Origin of the sequence: Mesorhizobium sp. M1252 (assembly GCF_040318265.1) — a bacterium.
In the GTDB taxonomy this organism is placed as follows: Bacteria; Pseudomonadota; Alphaproteobacteria; order Rhizobiales; family Rhizobiaceae; genus Mesorhizobium.
The window spans coordinates 98,086-114,857 of record NZ_JAMYLX010000001.1; the positions used below are offsets into that span (position 1 = coordinate 98,086).

Here is a 16,772-nt window from a genome sequence, read left to right on the forward strand (position 1 = left end):
AGGGGGTGGTTTTGCAAGCATCGCGCCACTGGCGCCGAAACTTCGTGTCGCAGCGGCAACTATGGCGGGAAAATCGTTCAAATTCGCTGCTTTAGATTGGCGAATTTATCAAGGAGTGTGTGTTAGATCACTCACCTGTCGTTAAAAAGATGAAAAACCGCGTGATGACAGGGCAGGCAAGGGGCATCAAAGGGGTTTGATCTCATGACTAAAATCGTTCTCATGGCAGCTGCTTTTGCGGCGATGCTGTTCGGCACGTCCATCGAAAGCAGGGCTGCCTCGCTGGTGGCCAGCATCGACGTCTCGTCGCAGACCATGACCGTCAGCCAATACGGCCAGGTGCTTTATCGCTGGAGCGTGTCGACCGCCCGCAGTGGCTATTTCACGCCGCGCGGCACCTATCGGCCGCAACGCACGGCGCGGATGTGGTATTCGAAGAAATACCACATGTCGCCAATGCCTTACTCGGTGTTCTTCCATGGCGGCTATGCCATCCACGGCACCGGCGCGGTCAGGCAGCTAGGGCGTCCGGCATCGCATGGCTGCGTGCGGCTGCACACCGCCAATGCCGCGATGTTCTATGCGATGGTGCGCGAAGTCGGCTTCGGCAATACGCGGATCGTTGTGACGAACTGAGGCTTTCGACGACTTAAGATTGACGCTGCCCCTGGCCGGTGGCGTTGGCCTGTCCGCGCCGGCGGCGACGCCGGCCTGAGATTTCCCACCTTTTGTGGAACCACATCCACTGTCCCGGATCCTCGCGCACCCAGCGCTCGACCACGTTGGCGAGCAGTTGGGTGGTGGCCGCGACATCGACGCTGCCGCTTTCATTGCGCGGCAAGGTCAGCTTGTCCTCGATCTCGAGGCGGAAGCGGTTGCCGGGCAGCCGCACACATCGCGCCGGATAGACGTCGCAATCATAGTGACGGGCGAGCATGCCCAGAACCGGATTGCTCTGGCATGGGCGATTAAAGAAGATCGTCTCCAGTCCGCTGGAGAATTTCTGGTCGACCAGCACGCCGATATTGCCGCCTTTCTCCAGAATCGACGCCAGCGCGAAGGAGGCGCCGGTCGAAGACGGCAGCAAGGCGCCCATGCTCGAACGCCGCGTCGAATGGATATAATCGGCGAGGTAAGGATTGTTGGGCGGACGAAACAGCGCCGTGATCTTCATGCCGAACGTCGCGGCTGCCACCGGCAGCAGCTCGAAATTGCCGAGATGGCCGGTGAACAGGATATGCGGTTTGTCCTCGCCAGCTATCTGATGGAAATGATCGGCGCCACCGACTTCGACGCGGCCGGGCGTCGCTGCCTTCGGATCATAATCGAAGAGCGCGTCAAGAAAGATGTATTCGGCGGCGAGCCGGGCCATGTTGCCCCACATGTCGGAGGCGATGGCCTCGATCTCGACATCGCTCTTTTCGGGATAGGCAAGGCGCAGATTGTCGATGGCGACACGGTGGCGCCCGACCCGCGGACCGATGCGCCGGGCCGCGCGGTCGGCGAAATTGAGCGCCCTGTCCGCGGGCAGGAGGCGCAGCAGCGAGATGATCGTCATCGCCACGCGCGCCACCAGCCAGTGCTCCATCTGGCGCAGTCTTCGGCCATAGCGGAACATGAAGTCCCGGCGGGCTTTTTTTAACACCTTGCCGACCATAGTCCTAAGAAACGCGCAGGATGATCTTGCCGAACACGTCGCGGCCTTCCATGCGCTTCAGCGCGGCGTCGATGCCGTCGAAGCCGACCTCGGTGTCGATAACAGGTGCTACCTGTCCCGCCGCCATCTTCTGCATGGCGTTGGCCATGTTCTCCATGCGGCAGCCGAAGGACCCGAGCAGCTTCAGCTGCTGCTGGAACAGCTGCATCAGATTGATCTGCGTCGACACGCCGGAGGTCGAGCCGCAGGTGACCAGGCGGCCGCCGCGCTTGAGGCACAGCATCGAGGCGGCAAAGGTGTCGGCGCCGACATGTTCGAAGACGACGTCGACGCCCTTCTTCCTGGTGAGCTTGCGCACGACCCCTTCGAAACGATCGTCGCGGTAGTTGATGACATGGTCGGCGCCGAGCGCCTTGGCCTTGTCGATCTTGTCGTTGGAACCGACCGTGGTGATGATGGTGCAACCCATGCGCTTGGCCAGCTGGATCGCCGCCGAGCCGATGCCGGAGCCCCCGGCATGGATGAGGATGGTTTCGCCGGGCTGCAGCTTGGCATTGTCGAACAGCATGTGCTCGACGGTGCCGAAGGTGACGGGGGCGACGGCAGCGCCGACATCGGTCACGCCTGGAGGGGCCGGGACCAGCAGGCGCGCCGGCAGGTTGATCTTCTCCTGCGCAAAGCCGTCGAGATGGAAGCCGTGGACGCCCGAGACATGTTCGCAGAGATTGTCACGGCCTTCGCGGCAGGCGCGGCAAAGGCCGCAGGTGCGCGCGCCGTAGATCGACACCAATTGTCCGGGCAGCAGGCTGGAGACGCCGGGGCCGACAGCTTCGACCTCGCCGGAGGCTTCGGCGCCGACGACCAGCGGCAGCTTACGCTTGGCGAAGGCCATGCCACGCCAGCCCCAGACGTCGATATGGTTCAGCGCCACCGCCTTGATGCGCAGCGTGACTTCGCCCAATGTGGGGGGCGGCGGGGGCGGCAGGTCCACCGTTTCAAGACGGCGGTCCTCGATAAGTTGCAGTGCGCGCATGGAGCCTGTCAGTTCAGTCTGGCTGAAAAAGGTCGCTTAGACCGGTTCCCGCGCCATGACAAGGCAAGTGTTCTGGCCGCCGAAGCCGAACGAGTTCGAGAGCACGGTGCCGACTTCGGCATTGCGCTTCTTGTTGGGCACCACGTCGAGCACGATTGCCGGGTCGGGATTGTCGTAGTTGATGGTCGGCGGAATGACGCTTTCGCGCATGGTCATCAGCGAAAACGCCGCTTCGACAGCACCCGCCGCCGACAGCGTGTGGCCGATCATCGACTTGTTGGACGAGACCGGCATCGAGCCGATGCGATCGCCGAACACGGTCGACAGCGACAGATGCTCCATCTTGTCGTTTTCCGGCGTCGAGGTGCCGTGAGCGTTGACGTAGTCGATCTCGTCCTTGCTCAGGCCGGCATCCGCAAGGGCGGCGCGGACTGCTGCGATCGCCGGGGAACCGTCGGGCTTGGAACGGGTGCGATGGAAATCGTCGGCCTTTTCACCGCAGCCGCGCAGGATGCCGAGAACGCTGGCGCCCCGGGCAAGGGCTGCCTCAAGCGATTCCAGCACCAGAGCGCCGGAGCCTTCGGCCAGCACAAAGCCGTCGCGGTCCTTGGAGAAGGGTTTTGACGCCTTTTCAGGGATGTCATTGTGGGTCGACAGCGCCGAGAGCAACGAAAAGCGGATCAGCGCCTCGGCGGTTGCCGAACCGTCGGCGCCGATGGACAGCGCCCGGTCGCATTCGCCGCGGCGGATCGCTTCGACGCCGAGCTGGATGGCGGTGGCGCCCGAAGCGCAGGCCGTCGACAGTGTGATCGGCAGGCCGCGCGTGCCAAAGCGGTCGGCCAGCCGGTCGGCGATCGCGCCGAACTGCGTGCTTGCGAACGTATCTGTTTCCTTCAGCCCGCGCGCCACCCTGAGCAGCCTTTCGGCGCCGGCGCCTTTGCCGTCGGAATTGTAGAGCGCGAAGCGGTCGTGCCAGTCGAGTTCGACCGGCGGCGAGGCGAGGAACAGAGGCCCGCCAAAATCAGAGGAATCGAGGCCGGATTCGGCCACCGCCTCATTCGCGGCGGTTTCGGCCAGTTCGTAGGTCAGCAGGCTGGCGCCTTTCGAGCTTGAGTCGAGGAAATCGACCATGCCGGAGATGCGGGTGTTGAGGTGGTCGACGGGAAAGCGGGTGATCGGGTGGATGCCCGATTTGCCGGAGGTCAGTGCCGCCCAGTTATCGGCCTTGCCGATGCCGAGCGACGTTACCACACCGATGCCGGTGACGGCGACGATCGGCCTGCCCATGTGATCTCTGAGATTGGCCATCCGGAACCTCTTAACTTTGCAGCATGATCGCGCAGCGCTGCTTCAAGCAGCAGCGTTGACCAGAGCCATGCCCTCGAATTGGTGATAGCCGATCGCCGTTGCGAGCACGGTTTCGGGAATGCCTTCGAACGGCTTCTCGGCCGCGGCGTCGAATACGGGGTAGGCGGCCTTGCGGTCGACGGCCAGGGCGGCGAGGGCGACCGCGAATGGAAACTGCGCTTCCTTCATATGCCCGGTCAGCGTGGCGAAGCCGCGCGCCGATATCGCCGGATTGGCATCCAGCGCTGACTTTTCGGCTGACGTTGCGGTATGCGCCCCGGATGCGCCCGACAGGGCAAGCAGCTTGCCGCTGGGGAGAGTTGCCTGTTTGAGCAGTGTCGCGATCTCGGCGTCAAGCTCGCCGCGCGAACGCCGGGCGCGGCCTGAGACGACCGGTCCGAGCTCGGCATAGATTTTCCGCCCACGGCTTTGCGCGTGTTCGCGCTGCTCCAGCACCAGGAAGGCGCCACCGGAGCCGGAGACCAGGCCGCCGCCCTCGGCGCCCTGTCTCTGCCAGACCGGCTTCCATGGGCCGCGATGCAGATAGCCGGCCAATTCATAGCCGAGCAGCATGTCGGAATGTTCGGTCTGGAAGGCGCCACCTACCAGTATGTGGGTCGACTGTCCGGAGCGGATGCGCGCCGCGGCGGTCTCGACGGCGGCGACGCCGGCACCTTCCTCGCCCATGAAGGTCCTCGACGATCCCGTCACCTTGTGGACGATGGAGATGTTGCCGGCGAGCAGATTGGAGAGCTGGGCCAGGAAAAGCGTCGGCCGCAATTCGGTGGTCAGCTTCTCGTTGAGCAGCACGTCGCGGTCGTTGCGGCTCTCGGACGCGGCGAGGATGGCGGCATCGACCGCCTCGTCTCGCTCGCCGCCGCCGGCAGCGACAACCATGTCCATGGTCGTGCAGAGATCGTCATTGCCCTTGATGCCGGCGTCGTCCAGCGCCATGCCGGCGGCATAGGTGCCGAGCCTCTGCCATGTTTCCATCTGCCGCTGGTCGCCGCGCTTGGCGATCTGCAGGTTCCAGTCGATCTCCGGCAGTGGATGCACGGTGTAGGGCGCAAAGCGCGCGGCTTCGAGCACCGGCTGCAGGCCGGGCTGCGCCAGCTTCTGCCAGTGGGTATCCGGACCCTCTCCCAGCGAGGAGACAAGGCCGATACCGGTGATGACGACGTCGCGAGGGCTGCTCATGAGCGGCTTTGTGGGTCAGGCGGCGCAGCCCGTCAAGGCCGCGCGCCAGCCGATATCAGGCGGTCTTGGCGGCGACCAGCGCGTCGATCTTGGCGCACAGGTTCTTCATGACGAAGTAATCGTCGGTCGAAGCCTTGCCGTCATTGACTTCCTGGGTCCACTTTTCCAGCGGCACCTTGATGCCGAATTCCTTGTCGATGGCAAAGACGATATCGAGGAAATCGAGACTGTCGATGCCGAGATCGTCGATCGTGTGGCTCTCGGGAGTGATGGTGTCGATATCGATCTCGCTGGTGTCGGCAATGATCTTGGCGACTTTGTCGAACGTGGTGGACAAGGGCTCTTCCTTCGGTTGCGGGCGGAATCTGTCCGCATCTGGTTTGGGCGCTGTCTAATCGGTTTTTCCCGGCAGGAAAAGGCCTGATGCGCGGGGCGCAGATGGTATGGCCTTCCCATAAAGACAAGAAGGGCTGCCCGACAAGCCGGCGGCCCTTCCAGTTGACGTCACGTCAGATCAGTTTTTAGGGAGCTTGACCACTGGCTTTCTCAGAACGTGACGCGGCCGAGCACGCGAAAGCCATCGCCCTGCGGCTCGACCACCACCGCTTCGCCCTCGCGCGGCGAGACGCCGGTCAGCGCGACGATGTTTTCGAGATGCGTGACCATGACCAGATTGTCGGAACCGGTGTAGGCGCGGATTTCCTTCATCACCGCGTCGAGCTGCGCGGCCTTCTCGGTCGGATCGCTCTTCAGGAGGTCGAGCGGCGCAAAAAGCTCCGGCTCCGCTTCGAAGGCGATGCGGGCAGTGTCGAGGCAGCGGCAATATCGGCTGGACAGCACCCGCTCGATGGGGGCGGCGCGGGCGCCGAACAGCGCGCCGATCTTGCTCGCCTGCTGCTTGCCGCGCGCCGATAGATTGACCTGGGTGGCACAGTTGTCGATGACGAAATTGGCGGGGTCGGTGGTGCCGGTGACCAGTGCGTGGCGAAGCAGCACGACATGCCCGCCGTCACGCAGCAGCGCCCAGCCGGCGTCGGTCGCGTGGGCGACGGCGGGAACAGCAAGCAGGAACAGCGACAGCACAAATCGAATCATCGAAACCTTTCCGGGAGCCGGATGCCGGCTCCGGTCATTCTGATATAGGGATCGGAAAGCCGGCACAAAGACAAGCGAAAGGCGAACCCTCGGTTCGCTTCACATTTTCGCCATTTGCTTCTTCGCCAGCTCGATCTTCTGATCGGTGAGCGGGATAGGGATCGTGTAGCCGGCTTCGGTGAAGCCCTGCTTGGCGTTCTCGAAGAATTCGATCGCCTTGAGATATTCCGGCTTGCCCGCGCCATAGCTGGCGCGGTTCCAGTGGACGTCGCCGATATTGTTCTGCTCGAAGGCCCACTGCAGCGGCTGACTTTCGCGCGTAAACACCTTCAGCGCCGCCGTGAACGCCGCTTCGGCGTCGTTGAGATATTTGTCGGTCCGCTGGAGATTGCCGAGATTGAGCAGGCTCATACCGAGGCCATTTTGAGCGTTGGCCCAGTCGACCGGCGCGGCCTCGATGGTGAGTATTTCGAGCGCTGCCCGCCGCGCCGCAATCGAATCCTGCAGCATCTTGGCATCGCCATTGCTCATGCTCAACCAGTGCAGCGTCGAGCCCAGGCCGGCCTGGGCCATTGCCCATTGCCGCGGGTTGGTCTCGCGCTTGTACTCGCGCAACGCATTGCCGTAGGCGTCGACCGCCTCGCTGTAATGCTCGGGCTTGTCGGTGACGCCGCCGAGAAGCTGCAGCGTGTTGCCGAGATTGTAGTAGCTCATCGCCCAGTCCTGCGGGAACTTCCGCCTGACATAGACCTGCCGTGCCGCCTGGAAGGCTGCCGCCGACTGTTCCAGCTTGGCCGCATCACGCGTGCGCTGGCCCAGCGTCTGATAGATCGAGCCGAGATTGTTCTGGGCTGACGCCCAGTCCATCGGGAAGCGCTTGCGGGTAAACACCGTCAGAGCGTCGTCATAGGCAGCAGCAGCTTCTTCGAGCGTAGCCGTGCCCATATCGAAGCGGGCGATACCGCTCAGCGCATTGCCCAGGTTGAGGCGGCTGGTCGCCCAGGACACCGGGAAAGTTTCGCGGGTTCGCACTTCCAGCGCGGCGCGGAAAGCGTCGGCCGCCTCATTGATCTTGGCCTTGTCGTTGAGCTGGATGCCAAGCGTGACCAGCGTGTTGCCGAGATTGTTCTCGATCATCGCCCATTCTACCGGCATTTTTTCGCGCGTGTACTCCTCGAGCGCGAGCCGGTAGGCGGCTTCGGCCTGCTTCAGATGCTCGCCGGTGGGTTCGCGTTCGGAGAGCGCATAGAGGGCGAGGCCAAGATTGTTCTGCGAAGAGGCCCAGTCCAAAGGCAGCTTGTCGCGCGGGCGCTTCTCCAGCGTGGCGCGCATTGCCGCCACCGCATCGTTCAGGCGCTTGGGGTCGCTTTCGCGTTCGCCGATCTTAAGCAGCACATTGGCCAGGTTGTTCTGCGCAGCGGCCCAGTTGCGATCATCTTTCTCGCGCTCGAAAACGGCAAGCGAACCGCGGAAGATCTGCGCTGCCTCTTCCAGATGCGCGGTCTCGGTTTCGCGTTCGCCGATGGTTTGCAGCACGACCGCCATGTTGTTGCGAGTGATTGCCCAATCGCGGCTCTGTTCGCCATTGGGAATGAAGTTCAAGATGACATGATAGGCCTCGATGGACTGTTGTAGTGCATCGAGGTCGCCGGTGGCGTAGCCATGAGCGTTCAACGCCTCGGCCTCCTGGTTCTTGTAGTTCCAGCGCAGCTTTTCGTCCCACTTCTCGACCAGCGAATACGCCTTGGCATAGTCGTTGGCGGCGGATTTGTAGTCGAAGACCAGCGCGGCGGCGTCGGCGCGTTTGGCATAGATGGCGGCGTCGGCGATGCGCTTTTGCCGGAGCAGGTCCTCGGCCTCGTCGACCGCACCGCTGTTTTCCTCGATCCGGCCGACCGCGTCGTCGAGGAATTTGCGCGCCGTCACCATGGCGCCCTGGCCGATGGCTTTGTCGGCGGATGCGACGAGGCGACTGATCTCAGGATCGTCGGTGCGCAGCGCGGCGCGCTCGGCCATCATCTTCTTCAGACGCTCGGCCTGGCTGTCCAGCACCTTCTGCAGGTCGTTCGGGTCCTCCGGGATCTTTTCCGTGCCGAGCGCCTTGAGCACGCCGTAGAGAGCGTCAAGGGGCACGCCGTCCTGCAGAGAAGCCAACTCCACCTGAGCCCGCTTGGGATCGGGCAGGTCGGAAATGGTCAGCAGCAATTGCCGCCGCTCACCGGTGATCAGCCCGTCGTCGCCGGTCGGTTCCGGCGGCGCGACGCCGAAATAGAGCAGGCGACGCAGGCTCTCGCTGACCCAAGGTCGCTGCTTTGCCTTGGTGTCGAGATAGACCTCCTCGGTGACCATGCGCATTACCGAGCCGAATTCCGTGCCTTTCATCGCGGTGAGGTGGCGCAGCAGGGCGGCGGCGTAGGGGCTGTTTTCGCCGGCTGCGCCATCAAGCGCGGGTCGGCCCGGCTCGGCGGCGAAGCCGACGACGGTTCCCAGGCTGGCATCATCCACTGAGGCATCGGCGAGGGCCTTGGCGCCGCGCACCGGCTCCAGCCCACCGGCGCCGACAGGCTCGGCGGAAGCCGTCGGCCCGCGGCGCACGACCGCGTCCGGCGGAAACGGGTTGGTGCGGCAGGCGTCAAGCAGCACGATCGTCACCGGCACGGTCTTTTTCAGCTCGTCCATGACGGCTGAAATCGGCACCAGCGCCTCACCGGCATTTTTCAACGACGAGACGTCGGCATCGACCGGCACCAGATAATTCTCGCCGCCCGCCTCGATGCCGTGGCCGGAATAATAGATGAAGGCGACGTCGGCGCCTTCGGCGTCCTCGACAAACCGATCGAGATCGCGCTTCAGCTTGGCGGCATCGCGATCGGTGACGTTGCGGGCGTCGAAGCCGAGGTCGGTCAGCATCTTGGCCATGTCGCGGGCGTCGTTGGCCGGGTTGGCAAGGGCTGCGATGTGTTCGTATTTCGACTGGCCGATGATCAGCGCCACGCCCTTGAGACTTTTGGTCTCGGCGGCCTGGGCCTCAGATACGCCAAGGCAAAGCAGTATAGCGACGAAACCCGCAAGCCACCCCTGTCTGACCAGCCACACTTGTCTGACCAGCCACTCCCGTCTGAAATGACGCTGTTTCGGCGTCGCAACCATTCGCTGTGTGTCCGCCCTGATGATCCCAAGCCTGTATAGCGCTGCCACCCGACCATGATCAAATTCAGGCGCCGGGCGGATCGAGGAGCGGTTTCTGAAGATCATGGCGATTGCGCTGGAATCCGGGCTCGCCTATCCCTGAAAAATGTCTCCGCTCACCGAAACCGTTCTTTTCGTCTTCAGCCTCGTCGCGCTCGGCTATGTCACCGGGCTCACCGGCTATCTGAAACCGGCCAGCGGGGACGGCATCTCCGAATTCGCCATCAACGTCGCGATGCCGCTGCTGCTGTTTCGGACGATGGTGAATTCGGATTTCCACGGCGTGGCGCCCTGGTCGCTGTGGGGTGCTTATTTCGCGGCGGTTGCAATGACATGGGCCGCCGGCCATCTGGTGACGACACGGATCTTTGGGCGGGACGCGCGCACCGGCATCGTCGGTGGAGTGTCGTCATCCTTCTCGAATGTGGTGTTGCTGGGCATTCCCTTCGTTCTCGGCGTATTCGGGTCCAGCGGATTCGAAGTGCTGTCGCTGCTCGTTTCCGTGCATCTGCCGACCATGATGATGGCTTCGATCATCATGTTCGAGATATTTGGCCGCGGCGTCAGCGAGCCCGTACACCCGCTGCGCATCATCCAGAGCTTTCTGAGAAGACTGTTCACCAATCCGTTGATCATCGGCATCCTGGCCGGGCTGGCATGGCGCCTCACCGGCGCGCCGCTGCCGAACCTTGCCATGCGACTGGCCGATGCGCTGGCTAACACCGCCGGGCCGGTGGCGCTGTTCGCCATGGGGCTCAGCCTGCGCCGTTTCGGCATTTCCGGTAACATCCGACCGGCGCTGGCGCTGTCGACGCTGAAACTGTTCCTGATGCCGGCGCTGGTGCTCGGCCTGGTCTGGCTGTTTGGCCTGCCGCCCTTGACGGCCAAAGTTGCGGTCGTGGTGGCGGCGCTGCCGTCCGGCATCAATTCCTATCTCATCGCCGTGCAGTTCAACACCGGCCAGGCGCTGGCGTCGAACCAGATGACCATCGCCACGGCAAGCGCGGTTGTTACAACCGCCTTTTGGCTGACGGTGGTGGTGCATGTCTTTGGGTAGGCTTGGTCTTCTGTAAGGCTGGTCTTTGGCAAGGCTGGTCTTTGACAAGGCTGCGGCCCAAACTAATTTACATGTGAATTTTCTCTGGCGTTGGGCTGGCCCAAAGCCTATATGCCATCTTGCAATTGCTTGCCGGGCTTGCCCTAGGTAAAGAGCATTGGCTTCAGCGTGTCGGCTCCGCCGCCATTGTGCACGCTCGTTCAAGAGATCCAGGAAACCGGCCCGTCAGTGCGCCGAACGGAGGCTAGACCATGCTGCAGAAAACCAGCCATTTCATGCGCCAGGCCAATCTCATCAACGGCGAATGGGTGCAGGCCGACAGCGGCCAGACGGTCGACGTCAACAACCCGGCCACCGGTCTCAAGATCGGCACCGTGCCGAAGTCGGGCAAGGCGGAAACCCGCCGCGCCATCGAAGCCGCAAGCGAAGCCTTCAAGACCTGGCGCAAGACGACCGCGCTTGAGCGCTCGAAGCTGTTGCGCAAGCTGCATGACGCGATGATGGACAATCAGGATGTGCTGGCCGAACTGCTCACCATCGAGCAGGGCAAGTCGCTCGCCGAATCCAAGGGCGAGATCGGTTCGGCCGCCGCCTATATCATGTGGTTTGCCGAGGAAGGCCGCCGCACCTATGGCGATGTCGTGCCATCGCCATGGGGCGATCGCCGCATCCTGGTGACCAAGGAGCCGGTCGGCGTCATTGCCGCCATCACGCCGTGGAATTTCCCCTCCTCAATGCTTGCCCGCAAGCTTGGCCCCGCGCTTGCCGCCGGCTGCACCGCCGTGGTCAAGCCGGCCTCGCAGACGCCGTATTCCGGCCTTGCATGGGGCGCGCTCGCCGAGGAAGTCGGCTTCCCCAAGGGCGTCATCAACATCCTGACGGGTGCTGCCGGCGAAGTCGGCGACGAGATCTGCGCCAATCCGCTGGTGTCGAAGATCACCTTCACCGGCTCGACCGAGATCGGCAAGCTGCTGATTCAGAAGTCGTCCGTCACCGTCAAGAAGGTCTCGATGGAACTCGGCGGCAATGCGCCGTTCGTGGTCTTCGACGATGCCGACCTCGATCGCGCCGTCGCCGGCGCCATCACCGCCAAATACCGCAATTCAGGCCAGACCTGCGTGTGCACCAACCGCTTCCTGGTGCAGGCCGGCATCTACGACAAGTTTGTCGAGAAGCTGGCCGCTGCCAGCAATGCGCTGAAGGTTGGCTCGGGCCTGGAAGAGGGCGTGCAGCAGGGACCGCTGATCGACGTGAAGGCGGTCGAGAAGGTAGAGGAATTCATCGCCGACGCCACGTCGAAGGGCGGCAAGGTCGTTGCCGGCGGCAAGCGCCACGCGCTTGGCGGCTCATTCTTCCAGCCGACCGTCATCGCCGATGCGAAGCCTGACATGCGCTTCATGAAGGAAGAGATTTTTGGCCCGATCGCCCCGGTGTTCAAGTTCGAGACCGAGGAGGAAGCCATTGCACTCGCCAACGACACCGAGTTCGGCCTGGCCGCCTATTTCTATACCGGCGATCTCGGCCGCGCCTTCCGGGTCATGGAAGGCCTGAAATACGGCATGGTCGGCGTCAATGAAGGCCTGATCACCACGCCGGAAGCGCCGTTCGGCGGCGTCAAGGAATCGGGCCTCGGCAAGGAAGGCGGACACCAGGGCATCGAGGATTACCTCGACACCAAATATGTCTGCATCGGGGGTCTCGGCCTCTAAATCATTGACGGGGCAGGCCGCGCGCCTGCCCTTGCCAGACGACATTCAGCCGGACTGGAGCGGTTCAGCGTTTCACGGAATCGCCGAACCGCTCCAGTTCTTTGTTTTTTGCAATTCCGGACGGAAAACCGTTTCACACTTTTCCTGGAATTGCTCTAAGTCGATAGATCGACGAATTAGCATTTGGACATAGCGATGAAGGACGGCGAAGTCTTCGGCACGACGCAGGCAGGCGAATCCGTTCGCCGTTTCACCATCCGGGGCGGCGGCATCAGCGCCAACATCATCGGGCTCGGCGCAATCATCCAGGATCTGCGGCTCGCCGGCCACGATGCGCCGCTGGTGCTGGGCTACGATCGCTTCGAGCCTTACGAGACTGACCGGGCCTTCTTCGGCGCGGTCGTCGGCCGCTATGCCAACCGCATCCGCGACGGCCGCTTCACCATTGCCGGCCAGCGCTACCAGACCGAGCGCAATTTCCTCGGCAAGCACACGCTGCATGGCGGCTCGGAGGGCTTCTTCCACCGGCCGTGGACGGTTTCGCTGCACGGCCGGGATTTTGTCACGCTGACCCTGCACGATCCCGAGGGCACGATGGGCTTTCCCGGCGCGCTCGACGTCACCTGCACCTACCGGCTGAAGATTCCCGGCACGCTCTCGATGGAACTGACCGCCACTTGCGAGGAGCCGACGCTGTGCAATCTGGCGCAGCATTCCTATTTCAATCTCGACGATGGCGGCGCCGGTGACATTCTCGACCACCGGCTGATGCTGAATGCCGGCGCCTATACGCCGATCGATGGCGAGATGATCCCGACCGGCGTGGTCAAACCTGTCGACGGCACGCCCTTCGACTTCCGCCAGGCGCGGCCGCTGCGCATGGAAACGGAAGGCGAGCAGCTTCCCTACGACGTCAATTTTTGCCTGGCGTCAGCCCGGGGCCTGCTTCACCAGGTGGCGTGGGCGCAAGGCGCCAATTCCGGCGTCGAGATGGAGGTCTGGACCACAGAGCCTGGCCTGCAGCTTTACACCGGCCAGTATGTCGCGCCGACCTCGGGCGGCCTGGACGGACGGCGCTACAAGGCGTTTTCCGGCTTTTGCCTGGAAGCGCAGACCTGGCCCGACGCGCCGAACCGGCCCTATTTCCCACAGGCCACGCTGTGGCCGGGCCAGATCTATCATCAGGTGACGGAATATCGTTTCAGGCTTCCCTAAGGTCTTAGCCCTCGAAAGCGGTTCTTAGAACCTCGAACGGCGCCAGCGCGCCTCGCACCTGCACGACAGCGGCGGCGACGCGATGCGCGCGCTGCACGGCATCCGCCGGGGCATGGCCGGCAAGCCGGGCGGCGAGATAGCCGCCATTGAAGGAATCGCCGGCGCCGGTGGTGTCGACCGGGGTGGCCACATGCTGGGCCGGAACCGGCTGCAGGGCTCCGCCAGTGGCGATCAGCGCGGGTTCCTCGCCATTCTTGACGACGACTTCGCCGACCAGTTTTCCGAACCGCTCGGCGGTCGCTTGCGATGCCGTGTCGCCAAACAGCATCTGCTCGTCGGGAAAGGTCGGCAGCGCGATGTCGGTGACGGCAAGCGCGTCGAGGATCGCGGCTTGCGCCTCCTCGCGGCTCTGCCACAGGCGCGGCCGGTAGTTGGGGTCGAAGGCGACGAGCGAACCGGCAGCCCGCGCCTTGGACACTTCCGCCAGCAACGTCTTGCGCGCGGCGGCATCCAGAATTGCCAAAGTGATTCCGGAAAAATACACAAGAGCCTGGTTTTCAAGGCTTTTTGCCAAGGCGGCCGGGTCCGAGGCGAGCCGCCTGGCCGCCGCGTCGCTGCGCCAGTAGGTGAAGGCGCGTTCGGCGCCGGTCAAGGTGATGGCGTAGAGGCCGGGCCGCGCGCCTGGGATGACCGGGCTGGCGCCGATGCCGATGCCGTTTTCGGCGAAGAACGAAATCTGGCCCTGCGAAAACGGATCGTCGCCGAAGGCGGAGACATAGGTCGCCGACCGCTCGCCGCTCAGCGCATGCAGCGCCCACAACGTGTTGAACGTGTCGCCGGCAAAGCCCATGCGCCAGTTCGGCCCGGCCTGGCCGGACAGTTCGAGCATGCATTCACCGATCGAAGCGACGCCGTCTGCTGCCATGTATCTGTCTCCGGATCAGTTCGCTGCTGTAGCTTTTTGCGGCCGGCAGCGCCATGCTTGGCGGCGGCGGTTTTTTGCGCCAGAAGCGTTTTCCCACAGAAGCGGGGACGCGAATTGCTTCCCGAGACGTTATGCCCAGAAGAGGAACCGGTTTGGCATCGATATGGCGTTATCTTCTTGCGGGCGTTGGTCTGGCCGCCTTGCTGGCTGGCATATTGGCGATCGTCTATCTGACCGCGCCGCAGTCGGCGCCGGGCCCGGATATTTCGCGCTCGAAGAAGACGGCGAACGGCTTGTTTGTCGCCAGCATTCAGCCGGAACGCGGCGTTATCCGGCAAGGCGAACTGCAATCCTGGTTGCTGACCCTGAAGACGGTCAACGGCGATTCCGTGGAAGGTGCGGCGATCTCGGTGTCCGGCGGCATGCCGCAGCACAATCACGGCTTGCCGACCAGTCCGCAGGCGACCGACTATCTTGGCGAGGGGCGCTACCGGATCGAGGGGCTGAAATTCACCATGAGCGGCGTGTGGCAGTTGCGCTTCGCCATTTCGGCGGCGGCCGGTTCCGACACGGTCGTCTTCAACGTGGTGCTGTGAGCGGATGAACCGCCTGTTGCGCCTTCTGGCCTTGGCTGCGGTTTTGCTCGTTGCCGGCTGCGGCAAGCCGGACTTTTCCGATGCCGAGAAGAAGACCATCGCTTCGCTGGCGCTGAACACCTTGCCGGCGCTCAAACCAGACACCACCAACCGCTTCGCCGACGTGCCGGCCGCCGCCGCCTTGGGCTCCACTCTGTTCTTCGACCAGGGGATGAGCCGTGACGGGAACGTATCCTGCTCGACCTGCCACAAGATCGACCGGCAGTTCCAGGATGACCTGCCGCAATCCGTCGGCGTCGGCCGAACCAACAGGCGCTCGATGCCGCTGGCCGGCATTGCCCGCAATCCGTGGTTCTTCTGGGATGGACGGCGCGACAGCCTGTGGGCGCAGGCGCTGACGCCGCTGGAAAACCCGCTTGAGCAGGCGGGGAACCGCGCCGCCTTCGCCCATTACATCCAGAAGCGCTTTGGTGCGCGCTACGAGCGCATCTTCGGGCCACTGCCGGATCTTTCCGCCGTGCCGGCCAACGCCAGCCCGCTCGGCAACGAGGCCGAGCAGGCGGCATGGAAGGCAATGACCGCGGCGGAAATGGACGACGTCAACCGCGTCTTTTCCAACATCGGCAAGGCGATCGCCGCCTTCGAACGGTCGGTCGAACCGGCACAGACGCGCTTTGACCGCTTTGCCATCGATCTTGCGTCAGGCGCCAAGCCGAAAGCCGACGATGCCTTTTCGCCGGAGGAGATGCTCGGGCTGAAACTGTTCATCGGCAAGGCCAATTGCGTCACCTGCCATAACGGCCCGCGCTTCACCGACAACGCTTTCCACAACACCGGCGTGCCGCCGGTCAGGGATTTGCCATTGGATCGCGGCCGTTTCGATGCGGTGGCCCAGGTTCAGGCCGACCCATTCAACTGCTTCGGCGCCTTCCGCGATGGCGACGCCGGCGCCTGCGGCGAGCTGCGCTTCATCGTCAAGGCAGCACCCGAACTGATGCGCGCCTACAAGACGCCGTCGCTGCGGGGCGCGGCGACACGGCCGCCCTATATGCATGCCGGACAGTTCTCCACGCTGGAGGAGGTGGTGGCGCACTATGCGAAGGCGGAGGCGAGCGTCGAGGGCACCTCCGAGGTCCACCCGCTGCAACTGTCGGACCGCGAACGCGCGGCGCTGGTGGCGTTTTTGAAGACGCTGTCGGAGTGAGTCAGCGATCCTTCACCGTCTCCATGGCCACGAAGGTTGAAGTCTGCGCAACATGCGGCAATGCCGAGATGCGCTCGCCGAGGACACGGCGATAGGCGGCGATGTCCGTGGTGCGGACCTTCAGAAGATAATCGAAGCTCGACGCCATCATGTGGCACTGCTCGATCTCCGGCACGGCCTGCACCGCGCGATTGAAAGCATCGAGCGCGGCCGAGCGTGTGTCCGACAGTTTGACCTGGACGAAGGCGACATGACCTTCGCCCATGCGCTCGCGATCGATGATCGCCTGATAGCCCCTGATATAGCCGTCCTTCTCCAGGCGCTTCACCCGCGCCTGCACCGGCGTCTTCGACAGGCCGACCTTGCCGGCCAGTTCCGACATGGACAGCCGCCCGTCGCGCGCCAGCGCCGACAGGATGTTTCTGTCGATGCGGTCCAATTGGTCTTCTGTCACGGATATCACAGCCCATCTGATAACAATTGAGCCGCAATGATAGATCATTCGGCCTGCCATGTCGATTTCTTTGGACCGGCCGAAAATGCGGCTC

General features: G+C 63.5%; 15 protein-coding genes. 6 read left to right on the forward strand and 9 right to left on the reverse strand.

What is annotated here, in order from left to right:
* Window positions 1-204: 204 nt before the first annotated feature.
* Complete coding sequence (locus NKH22_RS00440) at window positions 205-636, forward strand: L,D-transpeptidase (RefSeq protein ID WP_023681747.1); 432 nt, start codon at window positions 205-207, stop codon at window positions 634-636.
* Between the two features lie 13 nt (window positions 637-649).
* Here NKH22_RS00440 and NKH22_RS00445 read toward each other — a convergent pair whose 3' ends face one another.
* From NKH22_RS00445 to NKH22_RS00475, 7 genes are all read right to left on the reverse strand, one after another.
* Window positions 650-1,657, reverse strand: coding sequence for a lipid A biosynthesis lauroyl acyltransferase (locus tag NKH22_RS00445; protein WP_031208042.1), 1,008 nt, complete (start codon window positions 1,655-1,657; stop codon window positions 650-652).
* A gap of 4 nt (window positions 1,658-1,661) precedes the next feature.
* Complete coding sequence (locus tag NKH22_RS00450) at window positions 1,662-2,690, reverse strand: zinc-binding dehydrogenase (RefSeq protein WP_023706062.1); 1,029 nt, start codon at window positions 2,688-2,690, stop codon at window positions 1,662-1,664.
* 36 nt (window positions 2,691-2,726) lie between these two features.
* Window positions 2,727-3,998 (reverse strand): beta-ketoacyl-ACP synthase, encoded by a 1,272-nt coding sequence (locus tag NKH22_RS00455; protein WP_023706061.1) that lies wholly within the window; start codon window positions 3,996-3,998, stop codon window positions 2,727-2,729.
* A 42-nt stretch (window positions 3,999-4,040) separates the two neighbouring features.
* Window positions 4,041-5,234 carry a beta-ketoacyl-ACP synthase gene (locus NKH22_RS00460; RefSeq protein ID WP_352908659.1) on the reverse strand — a complete coding sequence of 398 codons (1,194 nt, stop codon included), beginning with the start codon at window positions 5,232-5,234 and terminating at the stop codon, window positions 4,041-4,043.
* Between the two features lie 55 nt (window positions 5,235-5,289).
* The gene (locus tag NKH22_RS00465) at window positions 5,290-5,571 is read right to left on the reverse strand and encodes an acyl carrier protein (protein ID WP_010909964.1); all 282 of its coding nucleotides are present in this window, start codon (window positions 5,569-5,571) and stop codon (window positions 5,290-5,292) included.
* A gap of 209 nt (window positions 5,572-5,780) precedes the next feature.
* Window positions 5,781-6,329, reverse strand: coding sequence for a histidine phosphatase family protein (locus NKH22_RS00470; protein WP_352908661.1), 549 nt, complete (start codon window positions 6,327-6,329; stop codon window positions 5,781-5,783).
* A gap of 99 nt (window positions 6,330-6,428) precedes the next feature.
* On the reverse strand, window positions 6,429-9,479 hold the full coding sequence (locus tag NKH22_RS00475; RefSeq protein ID WP_352908663.1) for a caspase family protein: 3,051 nt from the start codon (window positions 9,477-9,479) through the stop codon (window positions 6,429-6,431).
* A 145-nt stretch (window positions 9,480-9,624) separates the two neighbouring features.
* Between NKH22_RS00475 and NKH22_RS00480 the strand changes: the two genes are divergently transcribed.
* The 3 genes from NKH22_RS00480 (at window position 9,625) to NKH22_RS00490 (ending at window position 13,499) form a co-directional block, all read left to right on the forward strand.
* Complete coding sequence (locus NKH22_RS00480; protein ID WP_023833822.1) at window positions 9,625-10,575, forward strand: AEC family transporter; 951 nt, start codon at window positions 9,625-9,627, stop codon at window positions 10,573-10,575.
* Window positions 10,576-10,826: 251 nt separating this feature from the next.
* Window positions 10,827-12,284 carry an NAD-dependent succinate-semialdehyde dehydrogenase gene (locus tag NKH22_RS00485; RefSeq protein ID WP_352908664.1) on the forward strand — a complete coding sequence of 486 codons (1,458 nt, stop codon included), beginning with the start codon at window positions 10,827-10,829 and terminating at the stop codon, window positions 12,282-12,284.
* A gap of 189 nt (window positions 12,285-12,473) precedes the next feature.
* On the forward strand, window positions 12,474-13,499 hold the full coding sequence (locus NKH22_RS00490; RefSeq protein ID WP_352908972.1) for an aldose epimerase family protein: 1,026 nt from the start codon (window positions 12,474-12,476) through the stop codon (window positions 13,497-13,499).
* A 4-nt stretch (window positions 13,500-13,503) separates the two neighbouring features.
* Here NKH22_RS00490 and NKH22_RS00495 read toward each other — a convergent pair whose 3' ends face one another.
* On the reverse strand, window positions 13,504-14,424 hold the full coding sequence (locus NKH22_RS00495; protein ID WP_352908666.1) for a sugar kinase: 921 nt from the start codon (window positions 14,422-14,424) through the stop codon (window positions 13,504-13,506).
* A 152-nt stretch (window positions 14,425-14,576) separates the two neighbouring features.
* Here NKH22_RS00495 and NKH22_RS00500 point away from each other — a divergent pair, with 152 nt between their 5' ends.
* Together NKH22_RS00500 and NKH22_RS00505 are read left to right on the forward strand one after the other, a co-directional pair.
* On the forward strand, window positions 14,577-15,020 hold the full coding sequence (locus NKH22_RS00500) for a FixH family protein (protein ID WP_352908974.1): 444 nt from the start codon (window positions 14,577-14,579) through the stop codon (window positions 15,018-15,020).
* A 4-nt stretch (window positions 15,021-15,024) separates the two neighbouring features.
* Window positions 15,025-16,224 (forward strand): cytochrome-c peroxidase, encoded by a 1,200-nt coding sequence (locus NKH22_RS00505; protein WP_027050313.1) that lies wholly within the window; start codon window positions 15,025-15,027, stop codon window positions 16,222-16,224.
* Between the two features lies 1 nt (window position 16,225).
* Here NKH22_RS00505 and NKH22_RS00510 read toward each other — a convergent pair whose 3' ends face one another.
* Complete coding sequence (locus NKH22_RS00510) at window positions 16,226-16,678, reverse strand: Lrp/AsnC family transcriptional regulator (RefSeq protein ID WP_023681737.1); 453 nt, start codon at window positions 16,676-16,678, stop codon at window positions 16,226-16,228.
* Between the last annotated feature and the right edge of the window lie 94 nt (window positions 16,679-16,772).

Bases quoted from the DNA above. Each gene is read 5' to 3' on its own strand.
- NKH22_RS00475 (WP_352908663.1), bottom strand. From the start codon at position 9,479: ATGGTTGCGACGCCGAAACAGCGTCATTTCAGACGGGAGTGGCTGGTC.
- NKH22_RS00460 (WP_352908659.1), bottom strand. From the start codon at position 5,234: ATGAGCAGCCCTCGCGACGTCGTCATCACCGGTATCGGCCTTGTCTCC.
- NKH22_RS00450 (WP_023706062.1), bottom strand. From the start codon at position 2,690: ATGCGCGCACTGCAACTTATCGAGGACCGCCGTCTTGAAACGGTGGAC.
- NKH22_RS00445 (WP_031208042.1), bottom strand. From the start codon at position 1,657: ATGGTCGGCAAGGTGTTAAAAAAAGCCCGCCGGGACTTCATGTTCCGC.
- NKH22_RS00480 (WP_023833822.1), top strand. From the start codon at position 9,625: ATGTCTCCGCTCACCGAAACCGTTCTTTTCGTCTTCAGCCTCGTCGCG.
- NKH22_RS00470 (WP_352908661.1), bottom strand. From the start codon at position 6,329: ATGATTCGATTTGTGCTGTCGCTGTTCCTGCTTGCTGTTCCCGCCGTC.
- NKH22_RS00495 (WP_352908666.1), bottom strand. From the start codon at position 14,424: ATGGCAGCAGACGGCGTCGCTTCGATCGGTGAATGCATGCTCGAACTG.
- NKH22_RS00455 (WP_023706061.1), bottom strand. From the start codon at position 3,998: ATGGCCAATCTCAGAGATCACATGGGCAGGCCGATCGTCGCCGTCACC.
- NKH22_RS00505 (WP_027050313.1), top strand. From the start codon at position 15,025: ATGAACCGCCTGTTGCGCCTTCTGGCCTTGGCTGCGGTTTTGCTCGTT.
- NKH22_RS00485 (WP_352908664.1), top strand. From the start codon at position 10,827: ATGCTGCAGAAAACCAGCCATTTCATGCGCCAGGCCAATCTCATCAAC.
- NKH22_RS00440 (WP_023681747.1), top strand. From the start codon at position 205: ATGACTAAAATCGTTCTCATGGCAGCTGCTTTTGCGGCGATGCTGTTC.